Consider the following 23,338-nt stretch of genomic DNA (forward strand, 5'->3'; position numbering starts at 1 on the left):
TCTTTTATTTTAGTTTAGACTTTACTATTTCGATCTCTTTTCTGATATCAAAGGAAGGAATTTTCTCGCTAATTCGTTCCATCTTTAACAAAGTTTGAAGTATAAACCGCTTATAGGCCTCGCTATCCGGTTGAAAGGGCTTATGGTTAATAGCTTTTTGAATATCACCCCATTCTTTAAGGATTGCCGAAGTGTCTGTGGATAAGAAATTTTCGATAAAACGTTGCCAAATATAATCAATGGCCAATGGGGAGGGATGGAGCATATCGTCCGCATAGAAACGATAATCCCGGAGCTCGTCCATAAGGATCTCATAAGCGGGGAAGTAGGCGATTCGGTCGGGATAATCTTTCTGTAAGGCGTCCGTGGCTAGCAATAGGGTAGCTTTGCTGAGTTGGTTCTCGTGCGCCCCGTCTTTCCAGTGGCGGATCGGACTTACGGTAAATAAGATTTTCAAGGCGGGATTTTGTTCCCAAAGGGCTAGTAACAGAGGTTTCCAGTCCTCGACGATCTCTTGCGTGGATAATCGTTGCCGGTCGAACATCTTTTCCGGTAGCTTATGGCAATTCGACACGATTCGCCCGTCGCTCTTGAGGCGGTAGACGAAAGCGGTTCCCAACGTGATTACCAACCGGGTCGCTTTTCGCAGGAAATCGGAGGATTCGGATAAGCGGCTGTTTATATGGCCTAGGCATTCTTCTTCCGAGGGAGCGGAGAAACGGCTATGATGGGTAAAACTATGGTATATGCCCTCATGCTGGAATAAATCGCCGGGAGTGAAACGCTCCGGGCGTAGCAGCATCCTCAATCCTTCCGCTACGGAAGCCGGGTTATACAGAGTACCGAATGGGTTTATATCTACGGAGAACTTATTCTCTTCCAGCTTCCGCCCGATATTCTCGGCGAAGCAGGAGCCCATCATCACGACCCGGTCCTCATACGAGAAAGAGAATCGTGCTTTCGGCAACAGGATTCGGGTATAAAGTTCCATATTTACTTTTTCGCAAAAGTAGATATATGTTTACGGAAATGCAAATAAGGAAGGTGTTTTAGGGGAATAATGTAACAATGCCCATTGTAAGGTTGTTAGGATGGGCAGTATAAGGAGCTTACGATGGGTATTGTTGCGACCTTATAATGCCTATTGGCGGAAGGTCGGGAGTGATACTATAAAAGAACGGCGGTAACTTGTTGAGTGTTACCGCCGTTGGTCGTAGCCTTTGCCGGGGCTACGCTTCATCTCCCATCGTTGCCATATATTCTTTCCATAAGGAGTCTATGTCGTAATCATTGCCGAGCGCGTATTTCACGCCACCATCGAACGACCAAGGAATAACTTCTAATGTGCTTCGGTTGAACTTCCGCAGGAAATCCGGGTTTTTGGTTTGCGTAAGCCATGCGAGGAAGAAGCCTGTCGTGCGGTAACCATCCATATAATGGCCGCCTTTGGGACGATCTTCCAAGGTAAAACCGCCGTTTAGGTATCTTACGGCATCCGCCACACCTTCTATCATGGCCCAGAAAGTCTTATTAGTCCCATAGCTACCTATGCCTTGAGGCTCCAATTGGAAACCATGCGTCAGCTCATGGTATAATACGCCACGGGTCTCGTAATCCACTTTCGCGGTGTCGTTATTGGCAAAACTTTTCTCGATCCATTTCGTGCTGTATACGATACTGATGGAAGGGGGCGCTCCGTCTTTCGCGGATACCCCGTCGTATTCCTTTAATGTATAGTGGATCTCCTCGATGCCCGGGATACTATCTTCCGGAGTGAAATAAAGCGTTTCTACGACCTTGCGGGCGTGCTTGGTAATATAAGCTTCCGGATCAGGGATAACGGCGGCATAGATCGCCGAGCCCTTAGCCTCGGGGGAAAGATTCTCGAAATCAATCTTTCCGATGTAATAATTATCCCAAGGAGTAGGGGGAGCTTCCGCTACGGTAGCCGCCTGTTCCTTTTTGCCGGAGCAAGCGATGCAAGTCCACAGCAGGAAAGCACCGCTGATTAATTGTTTATATCTCATAAGTCTCATCTGTTTTTAGGTGAAAATAGGCTAATCTGTCAGTGAATAAGGACGATCCTCTCCGTTGAACAATCGCTTTTTGTTCGGGCTGGAAGTCATCTCGAAAGTGAGCGTTCCGCCGTTCAAGATGTCATCCTGCGTGATGTATCCTTTGGTATAGGGTTTCCCGTTTAGCTTTACCGCTTTTACATAACGGTTCTTGTCGCTGACTTTATCGGCTTTTACCTCGAAAGTCTTACCATTCTCCAAGCGAACCTTCATATATGGAAGGTAGGGAGCGCCTAATACGTATTGATCCGTACCCGGGCAAACCGGATAGAATCCCATGGCGGAAAGGATATACCAAGCGGACATCTGGCCGCAGTCGTCGTTACCGCAAAGGCCGTCGATATTGTTGCGATACATCTTATTCATGATCTCACGTTGCCAGTATTGGGTTTTCCAAGGCTGGCTGGTCCATGTGTATAAGAATGGGATGTGATGGCTGGGTTCGTTGCCGTGTACATAACCTCCTAGTAATCCTTCTTTGGTTACGTCTTCGGTCTCGGCAAAGAACTCATCAGGAAGATGCATCGTGAATAAGGAATCCATTTTAGTGATGAATGCTTGCTCGCCTCCCTTCAACTGAATCATACCATTGACATCTTGAGGGACATAGAAGGAATAATTCAAGGCATTTCCCTCGATAAACCCTTCACCGTGCGTGCTTAACAAACTGAAGTCCTCTTTGAATTTACCATTCGTATAACGGGGACGGGCATATCCGATCGAGGTATCGAATACATTCGCGTAATTGGACGCACGCTTTTTATAGGTATCGGCCACGGATCGGTTTCCCGCTAATAAAGCTGTATTATAGATTGTCCAATCATCATAAGCATACTCCAAAGTCAAGGAGCCTGCGCTACCGTTGCGATCTAAAGGAACATAACCTAATTCCATAAACTCTTTGGTTCCCTCATAATACGGAATCGTAGAACTGCTGATCATCGCTTTTAACGCGGCGTCTTTATCAATCGGTAATCCTTTGGCGATAGCATCCGCCAAGACAGAGACGGAGTGATAACCGATCATGCACCAGTTCTCGTTTGCCATATGGCTCCAGATCGGCAAGGCATGATGAACGCTTTGCTCGCAATGTTTCAACATGGATTTGGCGATATCCGTGTTGACTTGTCGGTTGATGATATTGAACAGGGGATGTAGGGCACGATACGTATCCCATACGGAGAATACGGTATAGTTCGTGAATCCGTCCGCTTGATGGATATTATGGTCGAGTCCGCGGTATTGACCGTCAACGTCTGTGTATACGCAAGGATTGATCATCGTGTGATACAAGGAGGTGTAAAGCATAGCCAATTGGTCATCGCTTCCTTTCGCGTCGATGACGGAGAGCGCCTTATTCCAAGTATCGGAGGCTTTGGCGGCTAATTGGTTGAAGTCCGCACCGGAAGCCTCGGCACGTAGATTTTTTAAGGCTCCCTCGGTGCTGACTCCGGAAAGGGCGACTTTCACTTCCAACTCATCAGACATTTTCGGATCGAAATCAAAATAAGCGACGATCTTACGTCCTCCGATATCCGGGAAGTTCTCTTTCATATTGAACTTGGCATAACCGCCCCGATAATTAACTTTCGCTTTCTCTTCGCATCCGTAATGCGTGATCGGTTTGGAGAAAGACATGGCGAAATAAGTATAGTTGGTACGTGCCCAACCGTTTGTAATACGATAGCCGGTTACCAGCGTATCGTTCTCTACGCGAATATTGGTCCAAAGAACTTTGCCGTCATAGTTATAGATCCCGTGAATCATATCAAGGATAATGCGTTGGTTCTCACTGTTCGTAGGGTATGTGTATTTGTGGATGCCGGCCCGTTGGGTAGTGGTTAGTTGCGCCTTTACGCCATAATCGGCGAGCATCACCTCATAGTATCCGGGACGGGATATCTCGGTGTCATGCGAGAAGCGGGAACGGTAACCGCCATCGGGATTCGTGGCTGTACCGGGATTTAGCTTCAACGTTCCGGTGGTAGGCATAATCAAGATGTCTCCTAGGTCGGAGTGGCCGGTACCGCTGAAGTGGGTGTGGCTGAAACCTACGATGCTGCTATCCTTATGTTGATAGCCGGCGCAATACTCGTAGGAGCGAGGTTGGTATTTACCGTCTACGTTGTGCGGTATGGTATCCGTATCCGGACTGAGTTGCACGAGTCCGAAGGGTACGCAAGCGCCCGGGAATGTATGTCCCATTCCATTTGTCCCGATGATCGGGTTTACAAGATCAACTACATTAGTCTGTGCGATCGCTACTGTTGAGCTGGCTGCCAGAAAAAGGCAACACATCGATTTCTTGAGATTTATCATGTCGTATCAATTAGTTAGAAAAGGATGAAACATAAAAGGCCACCTTTGATAGTTCCAAGGATAACCTTTGATAGTGACAAAGGTAACCTTTTATATTTTCAGATCAATAAGTATAGTAGTCCTCTATCATTGTCAAGTGCTAATTTGTTAATAATGGATTTCTACTATACTTAGTTGATATTTAGAACAATGAGTTAGCCTCGTTCGGAGATAAGTTTGCGTTAGCATCCAATTGTCTTTGCGGAATAGGGAAGATATTACGCTTTGGTTCGTTGGATGCAGTCTTGTCCCACCAAGAAGTGGTTACGAACTTGTTGAAACGAACCAAGTCTGTACGGCGGATTCCTTCGAAAGCAAACTCTCTACCTTTTTCGGCCAAGAACTCATCCATGGTCAGAGTAGCGGTCGTATATTTCGCTTTCTCCCAATCCTCTGCCTTGAAAGAACGTTGACGAACGCTGTTGATCATATCTACCACTTCTTGCGTTGCTTTGCCCCCGTTCTTACGCATCAAGGCCTCCGCTTTGTTATAGATAACCTCGGAATAACGGAACATCACCCAGTCGTTGTTCATATCGCCGGTAGTACCCGGTTGGATCTCATACTTGATAGAGCGAGCACCGCTGTTTTCTTCGCCCTCGGTCATGGACTTAATGTAGTTTACGAATACCAAATCCTGCCCATTGTACTCCTCTGAACCTTTCAAAGGCTCTGCGGTCGTGTCGTAGTAGTAATTACCGTTTTCATCTACTTTGCGAGGATATTGCTTACCGATCAAGAAACCCTCAATTTTTCTCAAGTCGTTGTCAGCGAATGAGTCATAAAAGGTAGGTTGCGTCACCAAGCCGTTCCAAGGACCGGATTGCAAATCCCAGCCAGTTTGGTGTGCGTAATGCAACCAACGTTGATACCAGCCCATTCCTTTGGCATATACTTCATCATACACGATTGACCAGATAATCTCGGTAGATCGCTTGTCGTTATCCGCACGGAAAGTGTCGTTCCACTTCTTATCCAATGCGAAACCTCCCTTAGCTAATTCATCGCAAGCAGCGATACAATCATCCCAGCGTGCTTGTCCAGTATAAATTTCCGCATTCAAATAGAGACGAGCCAGTAATGCGTAAGCCCCCCATTTGGATACACGTCCGTAGGTCTCTGTTTTACTCTCTGACAAAGAAGGAATACTCTCGTTTAACTCTTTTTCGATCCAAGCGAATAACTCTGCGCGAGATTTGGAGGAAGGATTGATTTCACCGATTTTCTCGCAAATTGGAGCCGTACCGAACATATCCATCACATACCAATAACAGTAAGCGCGATATACACGCATCTCCGATTGTGCTTGTGCTTTAGACATTGGAACTTGGAGTGCTTCAAAATCTATATTCTCTGTATCTGTAAGGAAGTTGTTAGCATATCCGATACCTTCAAATAATTTTTTCCAAGCATCCACTACTTGACCATCCGTAGGAATCCATTGATGGCGGTGTAAGCGAATCCAGTCTCCATTGTCATAGCCGTGGCGACCTTTTTGAGGCCATGCGGCACAGTCGGAAGATAACTCGTTACATGACCAAGGCGATTGGGCTACTTGCATGGTTCCACAGAAGTGCCCCCATGGACGCATCATGGCGGCCATTACCTCGCCTGCATTGTTGTAATAATTTTCAGCGATTACCGAGCTATGTATTTCCTCTGTCAGGTCCGTACAAGAGGTAAATGCGGTAGCTCCCAGCAATAATGAAATTGCGCATATATTTTTTAAAGCTTTCATTGTATTGTCTTAAATCTATTGTTACTTAATTAGAATCCAAAATTAACGCCAAACGTGAAGGTACGGGTGGTGGGATAAGATCCGCGCTTCTCTATACCTGCTTGTAGTCCTGTTACGTTTACGTCAGGGGTTAAACCTGAGTATCCTGTAATAGTCGCAAGATTGGTGACATTACCATAAATACGTAAGTTGCGCACATATTTATTATTTTTGAAGTTGAATGTATAACCTAGTGTCACGTTATCGATCTTCAAGAAGTTCCCTTTCTCTAGATAATAAGAAGAGAACAATGGTTGCTCTGTTACCTTGTTCTTCAAGGCATCCTTATATACGTTTGTGCCAGACTGATCGATATTGACAGTCGTTCCGAAATAAATAGCACCCTCGTTCAATACGTCATAATCAAACATACCGCGCAGGAAGAAGCTGAAGTCAAAGTTCTTATAGGTAAACGTGTTCTGCAAACCAGCCTTGAATTTCGGCAAACCGTTACCGATAAAGGTACGGTCAGCGTCAGACAGACCTTCCTTTCCGTCTATGTCGCGAAGATTCCAAGTTCCGTCCGGGTTGATGCCATCGCATACATAACCGAAGAATGATGCGATCGGCTGTCCTTCTTGTAGGCGGTAAGCCTTGCCCGGGTTGCCCGGAGAGGGCAGGTCATATTGATCCTCGTAAGAAGATTTGTACACGTCGTTAGACAAAGATGTCAATTTATTATTCTCGTATGAGAACGTGAAATTAGCCGTGTAAGAGAAATCCTTAGTCTTTACGACCTCTGCGTTTAATGCTAATTCTATACCTCTATTTCTCATCGTGCCTACGTTGGTGGTGATCGTGTTGTAGATCAAAGATGGCTGTTGGGCATTGTAGCTACTGATCAAGTCGCGAGTCGTACGACTATACCAATCGATCGTACCATTTAGGCGTCCACCTAGCAAGCCGAAGTCGAAACCTACGTTCAAGGATTCATTCTTCTCCCATTTCAAATCTGGATTCGGGTTGATATTCGGACCGTAAGTGGCGGTTAGCCATGAACCGGTGTAAGCGTTCCAAGCTCCAGCGCCTGTACCGTAGGTAGCGAGAGACATATACGGATCGGTAGGCAAACTACCCGTGATACCGAAACCGGCACGGAATTTCAATACGTCGAACACTTCTTGGCTCTCCATGAAGTCCTCACGAGAGATCATCCAGCCTGCGCTGACAGAGGGGAACCAAGCCCATTTGTTGTTCGCTCCGAACTTCGTGGAACCTTCACGGCGGATAGAGGCGCTGGCCATGTATTTACCGTCGTAATTATAGTTGGCGCGGGCGAAGAAGGCGATCAGTTTGCTGGTCTCTTTTTTACTCTTCATCTCGGCCTTACCATCTTTTAGGTAACCGCCGGCTTCTAGGTTATTGGTACCGAATACGTCCGTCAAGAAGTTCTTGTTCTCGGCGCTGAATTGCTCGTATTCAAAATCTTGGTAACTGTATCCCAGCAAACCGGTAATATTGTGTACGCCGTTGATGGAAGTATTGTAGTTTGCTGTCCATTCAGTGGTACGGTTGGTATTCTGATAATATTCTTTTTTGGCGCGTCCGTTTGTACCGTCTTTATGTTGGCTATATTCCTCACGCATACTATAATCGTTAGTTAACGCATCGTTCTTCTCCATAGCGAAGAAAGCGGCGGCTGTCAAACCGGGGATAATCTCATATTGAGCCTTGAAGTTCGCCAATAAATTCTTGAATTCCTTTTTCTTGGTACGCTGGTATATGCGGGCTACCGGGTTGAAATCTTCGTAACCGCTGTAAGTTTCCCAGAAGGAGCCGTCTTCCTTATAAATAGGCATCGTCGGGTTGATACGGATAGCCTGGTATAATATGCCGTAATTAGGGATATCTCCTACCTTATCCACATCATCGGAAACTGCGTCCACTTTCACGAAAGAGTTTGCTAGATTGAAAGAAAGCTGTAGTTTATCATCAAACGCACGGTGGTTCACGGCGATAGAGCCATTGATCGTTTCACGGCTGGTGTTACGGATCATACCATCATTCTTTTTGTAATTTAAAGAAGCGCGATAGTTTGTCTTACCATTACCACCTGTAGCGGTCAAGTTGTGTACATGGGTGAAATTACTCTTATTCAATAAAGCGTCGTAATGGTTATCCCGTCCACCAAAGTCGCGGATATTGGCGTTGTTAGTTTCTTTGCCATAAGCGACGAACTCGTCTCCATTTAAGATTTCCGGTCGTTTATAAACCGCCTCGTGCATGATATATCCTGAGTAATCCACTTGAGTAGTTCCGGCTTGCGGACGTCTCGTGGAGACGATGATCACACCGTTATTACCCCGGGTTCCGTAGATAGCGGCTGCGGAACCGTCTTTCAATACGTCGATCGCCTCGATATCCTCGGGTGCGATAGCGTTCAAAGAAGTCATATTACCCGGCATACCGTCAATAATAACGAGAGGCTCATTGCTACCTTTCAGAGATGAGGCACCACGCATCTGTACTTTTACCTCGCCATTAGGGTCGGTGCTACCACGTGATACAGTCAGACCAGCTACACGTCCTTCCACCAATTGCATCGGGTTCACTACCGGTGCCTTGTTAAAGTCGGATGCTTTCACGCTGGTAACGGATGAGGTGATCTCACCTTTCTTTTGGGAACCGTAGCCAACGACTACTACCTCGTCTAGTGTCTCAGAGTCTTCAGCTAAGACTATGTTCAATGTTTTTTGCCCGGTATAACGAACTTCTTGGGGTTTGAAGCCGATGAAGGAAAATACCAATGTGCTGTTATCCGGCACATCCAAGGTGAAATTTCCGTCAAAGTCCGAAGCTGTTCCGTTCGTGGTTCCTTTCACAACAATACTAACGCCAATCAGAGGTTCACCCTTTTGGTCTTTTACTACACCTTTAATGGTTGAACTTTGCTGTGCGATCTGATGAATCTCCATGTTTCCCATTTCAGGAACAGTAGAATCTCCGGCCGCATAAGAGGACTGAAACATTAAAGATAAACAAAGTAACAAAGAGGTTCGTCCACCTAATAAAGTCAGGCATTTCCTCGTCTTACCTTCACTCTTTTTTTCCATAAAAACATTAAATTAAAAGTTAATAATGTGCTTCCCGAAGGAAGAATACACACAAGCGGTTTGCTTTGCTATTCGACAGCAATATTAATAGGTCTTAACGAATTGAAGAGTGCTTTGAAATGCCAAAGAAGTGTCATGAAATGCATATAGCAGATTATGATACTCTTTTGGTAGATTATGACACTATTTAGGAATCAATGATTTATGCCTCTTTTGTGCGGTATTCCTTAGGTGTCATGTTATATTTACGGGCAAATTCCCTATAGAAGTATGATTTGTTAGAAATTCCTACATTATAAATAATTTCCTGAACGCTCATGTTGGTATTCACGAGTAATTGCGCTGCATAGTTTAACCTATAATCCTTTATAAAATCACTCGGCGTCATAGTAGATATTTTCTTGAAACGACGATATAAGATGCGAGTGTTTATATTCAATGCGTCCGCTACCAGCTCGGGACCGAGTCCTTCCTTGCTGACATTTTCTTTGATGATAGAGGTTACGGTGTCAAGGAATTCCTTGTCTTCTTGATGTAATAATTGCCCTTCCGTATATTGATAAGCACTTTCCGGAGAATAGAAATACTCTTTTAATTCTCTTTGGTTAGTCATCAATCGATTCACGACGGATAGGAGAACTGTTGGCGAGAAAGGCTTGGTTAGATAGGCATCCGCTCCGATATTAAGTCCTGCCGCTTGCTCTTGGTCTGATATTTTAGCAGAGATGATAATAAGCGGGATATGGCGGGTATATTTATTTTCTTTGATAAGCGAGATCAATTCTAATCCGTCCATATTAGGCATCATGATATCGGTGATGATAAGGGACGGAGTGTATTGTTTGAGGAATTCCAGAGCCTTTTCCGCATTATAAGCTTCTTGAACCTGATATTCGGAAGAGAGGGTTTCCGTGATTAACCAGACGATGTCTTTATGATCGTCGATAACGAGTATCATCGGTTTATCTTCCGTCTCTTTTTGTGCCGTATGTGAGATTTGCGGCTCTTGTATATCCGTGTTTGGGGAAGGAAGCGATACGGGAATCTCTTCGTCTATCGTGTTGTCTGAGGTCTCCTCTACGATGCCAAAAGGTAAGGTAACTGTAAATTCAGCATATTGGCCGACCTCACTCTCTATATTGATTTTACCACCTAAGGATTGTACGAGGCTGTGACAGATAAATAAGCCGAGGCCATTCCGTGTCGTATTTTGCCTGTTATCATCGTTATCCATCGTGCCAAGGATACGATATCGGTCGAAAATATTTTGCATGTCTGCCTCCTCGATTCCTTTGCCGGTGTTGTAAACTTTAAGGACGAGGAAGTTCTCCTCCTCATGTAAGGAGATACGAACCGTGCCCCCGTCTTCCGTATACTTAAATGCGTTGGAAATCAGATTTGCTAGGATCTTCTTGAAATAGACGGAATCCGTATTCCAATAAAGCTCTTTGGGAGCATCAATCTTGAATTGGATTTGGTGTTGCTCGGATAGTGGGTAAAACCATTCGAATTGAGTTCGCAAAAGAGAGGATACGGATACTCTTCGGATGTGCGTATGACTGAATCCAGCGTCTTCCGCTTTCCGGAAATCAAGGATTTCTTGGATAAGTCCGTTCAGTTCCTCTACATTTTCCCGGAGGACTGAAGTGTATTTTTCTAATGTCTTGTCTTTTGAGGTGGCGGCATAGGCTTGGATATAATTCTCCACGCCATTGATCAAGGTAAGCGGGGTGCATAGTTCATGCGTAATATGGGTAAAGAAATTCAGCTTGGACTCGTATAGCTTCTCTTTTTGCTCCTCCTTGATCTTGTCTGCGATCTGCTTCTGTTTCTTTAGTATTTGGTGATGGATACGATAGGTGGCGATGATGAGCAAAACTGTACCGATAAAAAGATACGTGAAAATGGCTAACGAGCTTAGATAAATAGGAGGTAATACCTTGATGGGTAGAGTGTATTCTTTTGCCGACGAATCAATGACATCGTTGCGATAACGGACTTTCAGCAAATATTCCCCGTACGGTAGGTTCATGAAAGTTACCTTGTTTGTCTTTTGCAATTTTTCCCAAGAGGAATTATAGTTGACCAACTGATACGAATACTCGTAATTCTCCCCGTTGATGTAATCCGGAGCGACGAACGCAATCGTTAACGATTGCACATCAGCCGGAACCGTTACACCGTTCCGGCTGATGTCCTTATATAATGGAAGGATTTGTTTATCCATTTGCAACTCGAAGAAACTTAATTCTGGTTGATAGGTATGCTCCGGCTCCGTTTGTTTATTTACCCAGACTAATCCGTTGATGCCTCCAAAGAATAAACGCTCGGAGTATGGGCATTTCCAATAAGCGTCATCAGAGAATTCCGTGACGCTAAAGTAAGGCTGATGATAATTATGGAAAAAGTTGTTCCGGGGATTATATTTGGTGAGACCTTTATTGGTACTAAGCCAGATACAGCTATCGTTCCCCTCATGGATACCATGGATCATGTCGTTTACGATCCCGTCGCTTTTATCGAATTGGCGTAAACGCATCTTTCCCCCTCTGAATTTAATCCGGGTGAGACCGGAGCTGGCGCCTGCATAAAACGTGGAATCTTCGGTCTGGCATACGGAAAGCACATCTCCAATGGCCGGGTTTCTTAAATTGTTGGTTTGCAGGAATTCATATCCTTGATTGAAAATATTGAAACGAATGACTCCGTAACCGCCACGGCTCCCGAGGAACAGGGTAGAGTCGTTGTCATATACCATCGATTGGATTTCTTTACAGATGTTCTTTCCGTTTTTTAACGGGAAGGTTTGTACCTTCCCGATTGTAGGTACGGCTTTATCTATATGTAAGGTAACCTTTTGCAATCCGTTACCCGTTGTCGCTAGCCATAATGTGGAATCATCTACCTCGCAAATAGAGTGGACATAGCGTAGAGGGGTGGTGTCTTCTCGTTGCGGTATCGTTTTTATTCGTTTCTCTTTATACGAATAATAGGTCAGTCCCGGGCCTTCCGTGCCAATCCAGATACATGGATGGTACTCGCTTTTTTGGAAGCAATACACACGGTTGCTGGATAGGCCGTCGGCGGTGGTAAAATGCGTGATAGCGCTTTGTGGGATCATCTTTTTGTTATGGTAAGTGTCATACGCTTGTATCCGGACAATACCGTCTCCTTTTGTCCCGAGCCAAAGGGATTGATCATCGTCTGTATATAAAGAACGTATGGGGTTCTGTATATTAATCGGTAAATCCTTGAGTAAGATAGAGCCGAAAAGATCGGGTTTGTCATAAAACATCCGTATACCTTGCCCGTCTGTTCCCAACCAGAGAATCTCCTGCCTTTTATCGTTCATTAGGCAAAAGATACCGATGCCCATATTTATCGTGTTTTCCGGTTGGCTTAGGTCTAGAATATTGCCGTTACGGAAAACGATATACACATTGGATTGGAAGGTGCATATCTTGATGATGTTACCATATTGTTTTGTCATTTCAGGCAGATCGAACAGGAATTCTTTCCCCTTTCCGTCTACATGCTGTCGATATAATTTATTGTCGGTATCTACTATGAAAATATGATTATTCTCGTAAAATGCGGATAAGATCGGTTTATTATGGAATTGGCGTTCTTCCGATAGCAAATTAAAAGTAGTATCGGAGAAATCCGGAGTCAACTTTTTCAGTATGCCCGAGGCTAATAATAAATAAAAATGTCCGTCCGTCCCGGCGAATAAGGTACGTACGGTTTGAGGGCCTACTCCTTCTCTCGGCAGGTCCCGGAACCCATCGCTAGATGGGGTGTAGCAAGAGATTCTGTTTTCCTTACAAATAGCGAGCGTGATGCCGGATGAATCGGAGGCCAATAGATCGCATTCCATGTATCCGGGGAAAGACTCGGTGACTTTCCGTTCTTTTAGTGAGAATTTATTGATACCTAAAGAGGTTGATATCCATAAAAAGCCGGGTTCTGCGTCGGATATTTTGTGAATGATATTACTACAAAGAGAGTTTTTGTTATTTAATTCGAAACGATATACATACGTATCTTTTCCGTTGTATAAGTTAAGTCCGTCGTAAGTCCCGATCCACAAATAGCCATCCGGATCTTGATGCATGCAAATAATAGCGTTATTTGAGAGATCAACCATAGAAGTTTTATGCAATACGGTTGAGGCAAATAGGTCTGTTTGCGTGATCAATATAAGGAAACTGGTTAACGCTAGAATAAGCCTTGTGAATCTCATGTATTTAAGATTTAGTGTTTGTTTTCAGCGCAAAGATAATATCTTTATGAACGAACAGAAAAGAATTCACTTTTTTGTTTACTTTTGCAAAAAGCAGGGCTTTCGTATAAATTAGAATGTCTGACGTATGATAATACGAAATAAAGTAAGTGACAGATGGAACAATGTGAAGAGAATTCTCAAGAAAATGACGATGTGATAATAGAGAAAGAAATTTCTAAATTAATAGAAGAACAGCGTTTATTTACGGAGAGTATATATGCTTGTCTGCCGGTGGGTATTGAAATTTATGACGCACATGGTGTGCTGCGTAGTATAAACGACCATGCGTTGAGGATGTATGGTGTGGACGACCGGACATCGGTGGTGAATATAGTCAATCTTTACAAAAGTCCATTTGTTGATTCAGAACTTTTAGCTCGGATACAATCGGGTGAAGATATTTCCTTGGAGTTTGAGTATGATTTTGATCGGGTTAATAAGGATGCTTATTATTCTTCCCATAATAAAGACACGATGATCTATGGGGTTAAAGTTATCCCGATATGGAGTAGAAAAAAACATCTTATCGGACATATATTACTCGCAAATGATATGACTTCCGTGAAAGAGGTGGAATTCCGTACGGAAGAAAGCAAGAAAAATCTGGAGATGGCCAAGAAAGCGCAGGATCTGATCGCAAAACGTGATCTGGCCATGAAAGTCAGTAATATTGTTCATTGGGATTTTGATGTAAATTCCCAGAAATTCGAATCTTATAATGATCCGATCAACGATTACGTTTCAGATCGGTTATTGACCGTTTCGGAGTATATGGATGTTATATACCCCGAGGACCGGTCTGTTTTTTACGACGCAATGCAATCCCTGATAGCTGGAAAGAATGTCACCATCAATTTTACCTGTCGCATACAAACCAAGTATGATGAGACTTGGCAGTATTGTGATTTTATGGGTGTCCCTTTCGATCAAGATGAAAATGGAGATATAATACGCTATACGGGATTCAGGCAAAACATTCCTAAGATCCAGCAATTGAATCGGGAACTTAAAGAAAGAAATTACAAGATAGAGCTTTCTTTCAAGACGGTTGGTATGTCGTATTGGGGTTTTGATGTAAAAAGCCTGAAATTCAGTGCTTTTAATGATCCTATCAATGATTTTTATTCGGAAAAGACAATCACTCCCGAGGATTATTTGAACGCTACACATCCGGATGATGTGGTTTTTGTGCGGAAATATATGGAGCATATGTTCCGGGGCATAGATAAAGATTTCAACGTTAAATATCGTTCCAAAACCAAATGGGATGACGAGTGGCAGACCTTATTGGTTACTGGAATCCAGGTTGAAAGAGATAAAGAAGGCCATGTGACTCGCTATACCGGTATTACGATCAATAATACGAAGTGGGAGAAGATGATTCAGCAATTGAAGGAATTAAAGGAGAAAGCGGAACTTTCGGATCGTCTCAAGTCTGCGTTTCTCGCTAATATGAGTCACGAGATACGTACCCCGTTAAACGCTATTGTTGGTTTTTCAGAGTTAATGGTAACTTGTGATGATCCGGAAGAAAAAAAAGAATATATAAATATCATCCAATCCAATAATGAGTTGTTATTGCGATTGATCAACGATATCCTTGATCTTTCCAAGATAGAGTCAGGCATAATTGAACGTAGGAAGGAGAATTTCAATCTGGCTAAGGTTTGTAATGAGTTATTTGTTACGATTCAGGCGAAGATGACAAATCCGAATGTCGAGTTACGTTTAGATGGTCCCAACTCGGAGTGCTGGGTACTTCTGGATAGAAACCGGCTTAAGCAAGTATGGATGAATTTCCTCACTAATGCGGTAAAATGCACCAAATCCGGATATATTAAAATGGGATATGGTATTGAAAGGGAAGGTCTTCGTATCTATGTTGAGGATACGGGAATCGGTATACCGGATGATTTGCATGACAAAGTATTTACCCGTTTTGAGAAATTGAATGAGTTCTCGCAGGGTACCGGACTTGGCTTGACGATCTCCAGAGCTATCGTAGAAGCGGCAGGGGGAGAAGTGGGCTTCACTTCAAAACTTGGTGTCGGATCTACTTTTTGGGCATGGTTGCCTCTTCGCCCTTAGGGCTGACTCCCCATTTATTGGTAATGTCCTTTTAAAATAGTGAAGGATGAGAAGCTTTTTTATCGCAATTTATAGGGATTTTAGAACTGGTGTAGCATATGTGACAGAAATATGACGATAATTCTCCTACCTTTGCGGCGGTAAAAATGTGGTATTAGATAAGATTGTTTATGAAATTTGAGAATGAGTGCTGGGATCACTTTAAGGGTGAGACCTGGAAAAGAGAGATCAATGTAAGAGATTTTATCCAGAGTAACTATACGCCTTATGAAGGGGATGATTCCTTTTTAGTCGCTTCTTCCGAGAAGACCCGTAAGGTCTGGAACAAGCTGACCGAGATGTTTAAGGTCGAGAGGGAAAAGGGAGTTTATGACGCCGAGACAAAATTACCTCAAGGGATCGATGTATATGGCCCGGGCTATATTGATAAGGAGAATGAGGTTATCGTTGGGTTACAAACCGATGCTCCGCTGAAACGTGGTATCTTCCCGAAGGGCGGTATCCGTATGGTCGAGAATAGCTTGGAAGCTTATGGTTATCATTTGGACCCGATGACGAAAGAGATCTTCACGAAGTACCGTAAAACTCATAACGAGGGCGTTTTCTCCGCATATACGGAAGAGATGATTGCCGCACGTCGTTCGGCTATTATCACCGGTCTGCCCGACGCGTATGGTAGAGGACGTATTATTGGTGACTATCGTCGTGTCGCTTTATATGGTACGGCAATCTTGATCGAGGAGAAAAAGCGTTTCTTGAATCGTTTGGATATCCAAGAGATCACGGAAGAGATCATCCAGAGCCGTGAGGAGATTTCCGAACAGATCAAGGCTTTGAAAGCGTTCGAGAAAATGTGCGCTAGCTATGGCTTTGATGTGACTCGTCCGGCACAAAACGCTCGTGAGGCGGTTCAGTTTGTGTACTTAGCTTATCTGGCGGCGGTAAAAGACCAAGATGGCGCGGCGATGTCTATCGGACGTACTTCTACGTTTTTGGATATTTATATCGAGAAAGACATCCGTGAGGGTAAGTTGACCGAAGAGGAGGCGCAAGAATTGGTAGACCAGCTGATCATCAAGTTGCGTATCGTTCGTTTCTTACGTACGCCGGAATACAATGATTTGTTCTCCGGTGATCCGGTTTGGGTAACAGAGTCCTTGGGCGGCCAAGGAGTGGATGGCCGTTCTTTGGTAACAAGAACTTCCTATCGTTATCTCCATACATTATATAATCTAGGTCCGGCACCAGAACCCAATTTGACAGTTCTGTGGTTTAAGAACGCTCCCGAGAACTGGAAACGCTTCTGTGCCAAGGTCTCTATCGATACATCGGCTATCCAATATGAGAACGACGATTTGATGCGTCCGGATTATGGAGATGATTATGGTATCGCTTGTTGCGTTTCTCCTATGAAGATCGGTAAGCAGATGCAGTTCTTCGGAGCCCGTGCGAATTTGGCGAAATGTTTATTATATGCGATCAACGGAGGACGGGATGAGCGCAGCGGCGTACAGGTAGCCCCGATGTTCGAGCCGGTTCGCGGCGAGTATCTGGAATACGATGAGGTGATGGCTAAGTATGAGCAAATGATGCGCTGGTTGGCGAAAGTGTATGTGAACGCCTTGAAGATAATCCATTATATGCATGATAAATACGCATATGAGGCATTCGAGATGTCGCTTCACGATGGAGATGTAGAGCGTATCCGTGCGACAGGTATCGCCGGTCTTTCTATCGTTGCCGATTCGTTGGCTGCTATCCGTGATACGAAAGTACGTGTGATCCGTGACGAGCGTGGCTTGGCGGTTGATTTCGAACGTGAGGGCGAATATGTTCCTTTCGGTAATAACGACGATCGTACGGATAGTATCGCTGTAGAGATCACCGAGAAGTTCATGGAATATTTGCGTCAGCACGAGACCTATCGCCATGCGAAACCTACGCAGTCCATCCTTACGATCACCTCTAATGTGGTATATGGTAAGAAGACTGGTACGACACCGGATGGCCGTATCGGTGGAACTCCTTTCGCTCCGGGCGCGAACCCTATGAACGGTCGTGATACGAAAGGTGCTATCGCTGCGCTAGCTTCGGTAGCGAAGCTTCCATTCCAGCATGCGCACGACGGTATCTCTTATACTTTCGCTGTTTCTCCGGCTACGTTGGGAAAGGAGCGTGAAGTGCAGATCAATAATCTGGTTAGCTTATTGGATGGCTATTTTACTCCGGATGGAGGTCAGCATCTGAATGTTAACGTATTTGATAAGGATTTGTTGATCGACGCTATGGAACATCCTGAGAAATATCCGCAACTTACGATCCGTGTATCCGGATATGCGGTAAACTTCGTGAAACTGACTCGTGAACAACAGTTGGATGTTATTTCAAGAACCATTAACCATTCACTGTAAGTGATAAAAGGTAAGATACATTCATTAGAGAGTTTCGGGACCGTAGATGGTCCCGGAATTCGCTTTGTCGTTTTTATGCAGGGCTGCCCGTTGCGTTGCCTGTATTGCCATAACCCGGATACTTGGAACCCGAAAGGGAAGGTGAAATATCAGATGACTCCCGGCGAGCTATTGACGGAAGTCTTACGGTATAAGAGTTTTATCGCCCGTGGGGGGGTGACTGTTACCGGTGGGGAACCTTTATTGCAACCTGAGTTTCTGAAAGAGTTTTTCCGTTTGTGCCAAGAGCAAGGTCTTCACACAGCTTTGGACACATCTGGTTTCGTATGTACCTCAAAAGCTTGGGAAGTCTTGGATTATGCGGACTTAGTGTTATTGGACATCAAAACCTTAAACCCGGATTTACATCCGTTACTGGCGGGTGTCAAGCAGGATAATACGCTTCTGTTCTTGGATGAATTGGAGAGACGTGGCATAGATACTTGGATTCGCCATGTTATTGTCCCCGGATATACGGATAATGACGAGTGGCTGGAGGCGTTAGCTCGGTATGTCAGTTCATATAAAGTGGTTCGCAAAGTGGAATTATTGCCTTATCATACGATGGGAACCTATAAATATGAGCAATTAGGTCTCGATTATCCGTTAAAGGGGGTGGAACCCTTATCAAAAGAACGTTTAGATAATGCGAAAGCGATATTCTCTCGCTACAAACCAGAAAATAACAAGGCCTGATCTCTCGATCAAGCCTTGCGATTATGCAACAGCTAATCAGGGAAAACAATCTAATCCGATTAGCTTTTAAACGATAGTAATAATTTTTTGCCTAGACTAACCTTGACTATTTAATATGTGTTTGTTTTGTTATATGCAACAAATATCTATTTTTGTAAGGAGATAAAAAATGATATAGATCAGAAAATGATGAATAGTATGAAGACACCACAAGAAATAGCCGAAATGATATCCAAACGTTTTTATCCATTACCCGATGCGGATTTGGATTCTCTGGCCTCGATCATAGAATCAAGTAAGGCTGCGAAAGGAGAATTATTGTTGGATAACGGACAAATATCTAAATATTTATATTATGTGGAATCGGGATTATTACGCCAGTTTTACTATAAGAATAAACGTGATATTACCGAGCATTTCTCCTGTGAGGGAAATATCGTTATTTGTATAGCCAGCACATTCCAAAGAGAACCGACGCGTTTATTAATCGAGGCATTGGAACCGACGGTTTATCACCGGATCTCTTTTTCGGAATTTAGCGATTTATTGAAAACATCTTTAGCTATTAATAGATTGTACCAGAAAATACTGGAGTGGGCTTTGATGCTTTCGCAAGAGAAAGCGGACTCTTGGCGTTTTGAGTCGGCAAGAAAACGTTATCTGCGTTTTCAACAGGAATATCCGGAAGCAGCGAAACGTGCTTCTGTCAATCATATCGCCTCGTATTTATTGATGACACCCGAATCTTTGAGCCGGGTGCGGGCGGGAGTGTTGTAGTCTCTACCTACATTCAGGTATTATTGAGGTGAAAATAGCAATTTGTGGTGATTTCACGGTTCAAGTAATCCATCTATATTTGCGTCAGTTTAAAAAACGTAGAAGCAATGAAAATAGAAAAGATTACAGGACGTGAGATCCTAGATTCAAGAGGTAACCCGACAGTAGAGGTTGATATTTTACTAGAGTCCGGCGTTATGGGCCGTGCGTCTGTGCCTTCCGGTGCGTCCACCGGCGAGAACGAGGCTTTGGAGTTGCGTGATGGCGATAAGAAGCGTTATGGTGGTAAAGGCGTATTGAAAGCGGTTGAGAATATCAATACGATTATCGCTCCGGCATTGAAGGGGATGTCTGCCTTGGATCAGATAGGTATCGATCATGCGATGTTGGCTTTGGACGGTACGAAAACTAAATCGAAACTAGGTGCGAACGCTATCCTTGGCGTTTCTTTAGCTGTAGCGAAAGCTGCCGCAAATTATTTGGATATTCCTTTATATAGATATATTGGTGGAACGAATACCTACGTGATGCCTGTTCCGATGATGAATATAATCAATGGCGGTTCGCATAGCGACGCTCCGATCGCTTTCCAAGAGTTTATGATTCGTCCGGTAGGTGCCGCTTCTTTCAAGGAAGGCTTACGTATGGGCGCTGAGGTATTCCATGCGTTGAAAAAGGTATTGCACGATCGTGGGTTAAGTACCGCTGTTGGTGATGAGGGTGGTTTCGCCCCGAATTTGGAAGGTACGGAAGATGCCTTGAACTCAATTATCGCCGCTATCAAGGCGGCTGGTTATGAACCGGGCAAGGATGTGATGATCGGTATGGATTGCGCTTCTTCTGAGTTTTATAAGGATGGAATCTACGATTACACGAAGTTTGAAGGAGAAAAAGGAGTGAAACGTACTTCCGACGAACAAGTGGATTATCTGGAAAAGCTGATCAACGAATACCCGATCGATTCCATTGAGGATGGTATGAGTGAGAATGATTGGGCTGGTTGGAAGAAACTGACAGATCGTATTGGTAACCATTGCCAATTAGTCGGAGATGATTTGTTCGTGACAAATGTAGAGTTCCTTTCAAGGGGTATTAAAGAAGGTTGCGGTAACTCAATCTTGATCAAGGTAAATCAGATCGGTTCCTTGACGGAGACACTGAACGCTATCGAGATGGCTCACCGTCATGGATACACGACCGTTACTTCACACCGTTCCGGTGAGACGGAAGACGCTACGATCGCCGATATCGCTGTCGCTACCAATAGCGGACAGATCAAGACGGGATCATTAAGTCGTTCGGACCGTATGGCTAAATATAACCAGCTGCTTCGTATCGAGGAGGAATTGGGAGACCGTGCCGTATACGGATACAAAAGAATCAATTAAGTATATAAAGTAAATTATAATCGCTAATTATGTAGTAATCCAAAACCCAAGATATTGAAGGGCTTATCCGTGAGGATAGGCCCTTTTTATTGATTGATAAAGTATTATCTATAACCTCATAAAATATATCGATTAGAAAAATTGTTTTAATGAATAAATATGTTATATTTTTGTATCGGAAATAAAAACAAATAGTATTCATTTAAAAATAGGAACAAGTATGGAACCGATTATTAATTCTCAACTTCCGGAGTTTAAAGTACAAGCTTTTCAAAATGGTAATTTCAAGACTGTAACCAACGAGGACGTCTTGGGTAAGTGGGCTATCTTTTTCTTCTACCCGGCCGATTTTACATTTGTTTGTCCAACAGAGTTGGTCGATATGGCTGAGAAGTATGAGCAGTTTAAATCAATGGGAGTAGAAATTTACTCTGTAAGTACAGACTCTCATTTTGTACATAAAGCTTGGCATGACGCTTCCGAGACTATCCGTAAGATCCAATATCCGATGTTGGCAGATCCCACTGGAGCACTGAGTCGTGCGTTTGGTGTGATGATTGAGGAAGAGGGTATGGCATACCGTGGCACTTTCTTGGTAAATCCGGAAGGAAAGATCAAAGTGGCCGAGATTCATGATAACAATATCGGTCGTGACGCTTCCGAGTTACTTCGTAAAGTTGAAGCCGCTCAGTTTGTCGCTTCACATGATGGTGAGGTTTGTCCCGCTAAATGGAAGAAAGGGGAGGCTACCTTGAAACCTAGCATTGACTTGGTAGGGAAAATCTAAATAATTAAGAGTATAGATCGTGTTAGAATCAACATTAAAAGAACAATTAAAAGGTATATTCGCAGGGTTAAATGCGAATTATACCTTTGATATATCGATCTCTCCTGCGCATGAAAGTAGACAGGAATTGTTGGATTTATTAGGTGATGTTGCCTCTTGTTCGGATAAAATATCTATGCAAGTATCTGATGGGGAGGGATTGGAATTCATTTTATTAAAGGATGGAGCGAAAACGGGGATTAAGTTTCGTGGAGTACCTAATGGACACGAGTTTACTTCCTTGCTGTTGGCGATCTTGAATTCAGATGGGAAAGGCAAGAATTTTCCGGACGAGAGCATTTGTAATCGTGTTAAAGCCTTGAATGGCCCGATACATCTGACGACCTATGTCTCTTTGACTTGTACGAATTGCCCGGATGTGGTACAGGCATTAAACGCTATGACGACTTTAAATCCTCAGATCCATCATGAGATGGTAGATGGGGCTATCAATCAGGCGGAAGTTGATGCCTTGAAGATACAAGGCGTCCCCTCTGTCTTTGCGGATGGAAAACTGATCCATGTAGGACGTGGGGAATTCGGTGAATTGTTATCGAAGCTGGAAGCTCAGTATGGAATCAATGAGAGCCTGACGGAGAAGACGGTAAAACGATATGACGTGGTTGTGGTCGGTGGGGGTCCGGCTGGTGCTTCTGCCGCTATTTATTCCGCACGAAAGGGGCTGAGTGTCGCTGTCGTGGCGGAGCGTATCGGCGGGCAGGTGAAGGAGACGGTAGGAATTGAGAATCTGATTTCAGTTCCGGAGACAACAGGTACCCAGTTGGCTGACAATCTGCGCTTGCATATGCGGCAATATCCGATTGACCTGCTGGAGCATCGTCGTATAGAGAAGGTAACGATAGAAGGAAACGAGAAGGTTTTGTCTACGGCTGGAGGTGAGATATTCAAGGCTCCGGCGGTTATTATCGCTACGGGCGCTAGCTGGCGTAAATTGAATGTACCGGGTGAGGCAGAGTATATAGGGCGTGGAGTGGCTTTTTGTCCTCATTGCGACGGTCCGTTTTATAAGGGAAAACATGTTGCCGTGGTTGGCGGTGGAAATTCCGGTATCGAGGCGGCTATTGATTTGGCGGGGATCTGTTCGAAAGTAACCGTTTTGGAGTTTATGGATGAGTTAAAAGCGGATCAAGTCTTGCAAGAGAAAGCGAAGAGTTTGCCGAATGTCGAGATCTTTGTTAGTTCACAAACAACCGAGGTGGTTGGAAATGGCGACAAGGTAACCGGTATCCGTACAAAGGATCGTAAGACAGGGGAAGAGCGTGTTATTCATTTAGACGGTATTTTTGTTCAAATCGGCTTAGCCGCTAATAGTGGTGTCTTTAAGGAGATTGTCGAAACAAATCGTCCCGGTGAGATCGTGATTGACGCACATTGCCGGACGAATGTCCCGGGTATTTATGCAGCGGGCGACGTTTCCACCGTACCCTTTAAGCAAATCATTATTTCTATGGGAGAAGGCGCCAAAGCGGCCCTTTCGGCCTTTGAAGATCGGGTACGTGGTGTACTCGGTTGATGAAATACCTACAAATAGGTAATTTTTGAAC

The 23,338-nt window shown here is 44.1% G+C and carries 13 protein-coding genes; 7 read left to right on the top strand and 6 right to left on the bottom strand.

Features of this window, described 5'->3' with window-relative positions; all coding sequences use genetic code 11:
* Positions 1 to 4: 4 nt before the first annotated feature.
* From DWX84_RS08055 to DWX84_RS08080, 6 genes are all read right to left on the bottom strand, one after another.
* On the bottom strand, positions 5 to 991 hold the full coding sequence (locus DWX84_RS08055; RefSeq protein ID WP_008779137.1) for a GSCFA domain-containing protein: 987 nt from the start codon (positions 989 to 991) through the stop codon (positions 5 to 7).
* A gap of 238 nt (positions 992 to 1,229) precedes the next feature.
* The gene (locus DWX84_RS08060) at positions 1,230 to 2,027 is read right to left on the bottom strand and encodes a basic secretory protein-like protein (protein WP_009016816.1); all 798 of its coding nucleotides are present in this window, start codon (positions 2,025 to 2,027) and stop codon (positions 1,230 to 1,232) included.
* Positions 2,028 to 2,057: 30 nt separating this feature from the next.
* Positions 2,058 to 4,394 (bottom strand): GH92 family glycosyl hydrolase, encoded by a 2,337-nt coding sequence (locus DWX84_RS08065; RefSeq protein ID WP_048927093.1) that lies wholly within the window; start codon positions 4,392 to 4,394, stop codon positions 2,058 to 2,060.
* A 181-nt stretch (positions 4,395 to 4,575) separates the two neighbouring features.
* Positions 4,576 to 6,171 carry a RagB/SusD family nutrient uptake outer membrane protein gene (locus DWX84_RS08070; RefSeq protein WP_009016818.1) on the bottom strand — a complete coding sequence of 532 codons (1,596 nt, stop codon included), beginning with the start codon at positions 6,169 to 6,171 and terminating at the stop codon, positions 4,576 to 4,578.
* Positions 6,172 to 6,200: 29 nt separating this feature from the next.
* Positions 6,201 to 9,263 (bottom strand): TonB-dependent receptor, encoded by a 3,063-nt coding sequence (locus tag DWX84_RS08075; protein WP_009016819.1) that lies wholly within the window; start codon positions 9,261 to 9,263, stop codon positions 6,201 to 6,203.
* 202 nt (positions 9,264 to 9,465) lie between these two features.
* Positions 9,466 to 13,506 carry a response regulator gene (locus DWX84_RS08080; RefSeq protein ID WP_048927094.1) on the bottom strand — a complete coding sequence of 1,347 codons (4,041 nt, stop codon included), beginning with the start codon at positions 13,504 to 13,506 and terminating at the stop codon, positions 9,466 to 9,468.
* Between the two features lie 156 nt (positions 13,507 to 13,662).
* Between DWX84_RS08080 and DWX84_RS08085 the strand changes: the two genes are divergently transcribed.
* From DWX84_RS08085 to ahpF, 7 genes are all read left to right on the top strand, one after another.
* Positions 13,663 to 15,636, top strand: a complete 1,974-nt coding sequence (locus DWX84_RS08085) for a PAS domain-containing sensor histidine kinase (protein ID WP_009016821.1) — start codon at positions 13,663 to 13,665, stop codon at positions 15,634 to 15,636.
* Between the two features lie 170 nt (positions 15,637 to 15,806).
* Entirely contained in the window at positions 15,807 to 18,047 is a 2,241-nt protein-coding gene (pflB, locus tag DWX84_RS08090) for a formate C-acetyltransferase (protein WP_008772883.1), read from the top strand.
* Complete coding sequence (gene pflA / locus DWX84_RS08095; protein ID WP_005867396.1) at positions 18,048 to 18,782, top strand: pyruvate formate-lyase-activating protein; 735 nt, start codon at positions 18,048 to 18,050, stop codon at positions 18,780 to 18,782. It begins immediately after the preceding gene.
* A gap of 186 nt (positions 18,783 to 18,968) precedes the next feature.
* Positions 18,969 to 19,559 (top strand): Crp/Fnr family transcriptional regulator, encoded by a 591-nt coding sequence (locus DWX84_RS08100; protein ID WP_008777750.1) that lies wholly within the window; start codon positions 18,969 to 18,971, stop codon positions 19,557 to 19,559.
* Between the two features lie 107 nt (positions 19,560 to 19,666).
* On the top strand, positions 19,667 to 20,947 hold the full coding sequence (eno, locus tag DWX84_RS08105) for a phosphopyruvate hydratase (protein WP_005867398.1): 1,281 nt from the start codon (positions 19,667 to 19,669) through the stop codon (positions 20,945 to 20,947).
* A gap of 220 nt (positions 20,948 to 21,167) precedes the next feature.
* Positions 21,168 to 21,734 carry an alkyl hydroperoxide reductase subunit C gene (ahpC, locus tag DWX84_RS08110; RefSeq protein WP_005867400.1) on the top strand — a complete coding sequence of 189 codons (567 nt, stop codon included), beginning with the start codon at positions 21,168 to 21,170 and terminating at the stop codon, positions 21,732 to 21,734.
* A 19-nt stretch (positions 21,735 to 21,753) separates the two neighbouring features.
* Positions 21,754 to 23,307: an alkyl hydroperoxide reductase subunit F gene (gene ahpF / locus DWX84_RS08115; RefSeq protein ID WP_048927095.1), complete on the top strand. Its 1,554-nt coding sequence runs from the start codon at positions 21,754 to 21,756 to the stop codon at positions 23,305 to 23,307.
* Positions 23,308 to 23,338: the final 31 nt, after the last annotated feature.

Origin of the sequence: Parabacteroides sp. AF21-43, assembly GCF_003635435.1 — a bacterium.
Taxonomy (GTDB): Bacteria; Bacteroidota; Bacteroidia; order Bacteroidales; family Tannerellaceae; genus Parabacteroides; species Parabacteroides distasonis.

Excerpts from the sequence above, each read along its gene's own strand:
- DWX84_RS08055 (WP_008779137.1), bottom strand. The coding sequence starts at position 991 with ATGGAACTTTATACCCGAATCCTGTTGCCGAAAGCACGATTCTCTTTC.
- DWX84_RS08060 (WP_009016816.1), bottom strand. The coding sequence starts at position 2,027 with ATGAGATATAAACAATTAATCAGCGGTGCTTTCCTGCTGTGGACTTGC.
- DWX84_RS08065 (WP_048927093.1), bottom strand. The coding sequence starts at position 4,394 with ATGATAAATCTCAAGAAATCGATGTGTTGCCTTTTTCTGGCAGCCAGC.
- DWX84_RS08070 (WP_009016818.1), bottom strand. The coding sequence starts at position 6,171 with ATGAAAGCTTTAAAAAATATATGCGCAATTTCATTATTGCTGGGAGCT.
- DWX84_RS08075 (WP_009016819.1), bottom strand. The coding sequence starts at position 9,263 with ATGGAAAAAAAGAGTGAAGGTAAGACGAGGAAATGCCTGACTTTATTA.
- DWX84_RS08080 (WP_048927094.1), bottom strand. The coding sequence starts at position 13,506 with ATGAGATTCACAAGGCTTATTCTAGCGTTAACCAGTTTCCTTATATTG.
- DWX84_RS08085 (WP_009016821.1), top strand. The coding sequence starts at position 13,663 with ATGGAACAATGTGAAGAGAATTCTCAAGAAAATGACGATGTGATAATA.
- pflB (WP_008772883.1), top strand. The coding sequence starts at position 15,807 with ATGAAATTTGAGAATGAGTGCTGGGATCACTTTAAGGGTGAGACCTGG.
- DWX84_RS08100 (WP_008777750.1), top strand. The coding sequence starts at position 18,969 with ATGATGAATAGTATGAAGACACCACAAGAAATAGCCGAAATGATATCC.
- eno (WP_005867398.1), top strand. The coding sequence starts at position 19,667 with ATGAAAATAGAAAAGATTACAGGACGTGAGATCCTAGATTCAAGAGGT.
- ahpC (WP_005867400.1), top strand. The coding sequence starts at position 21,168 with ATGGAACCGATTATTAATTCTCAACTTCCGGAGTTTAAAGTACAAGCT.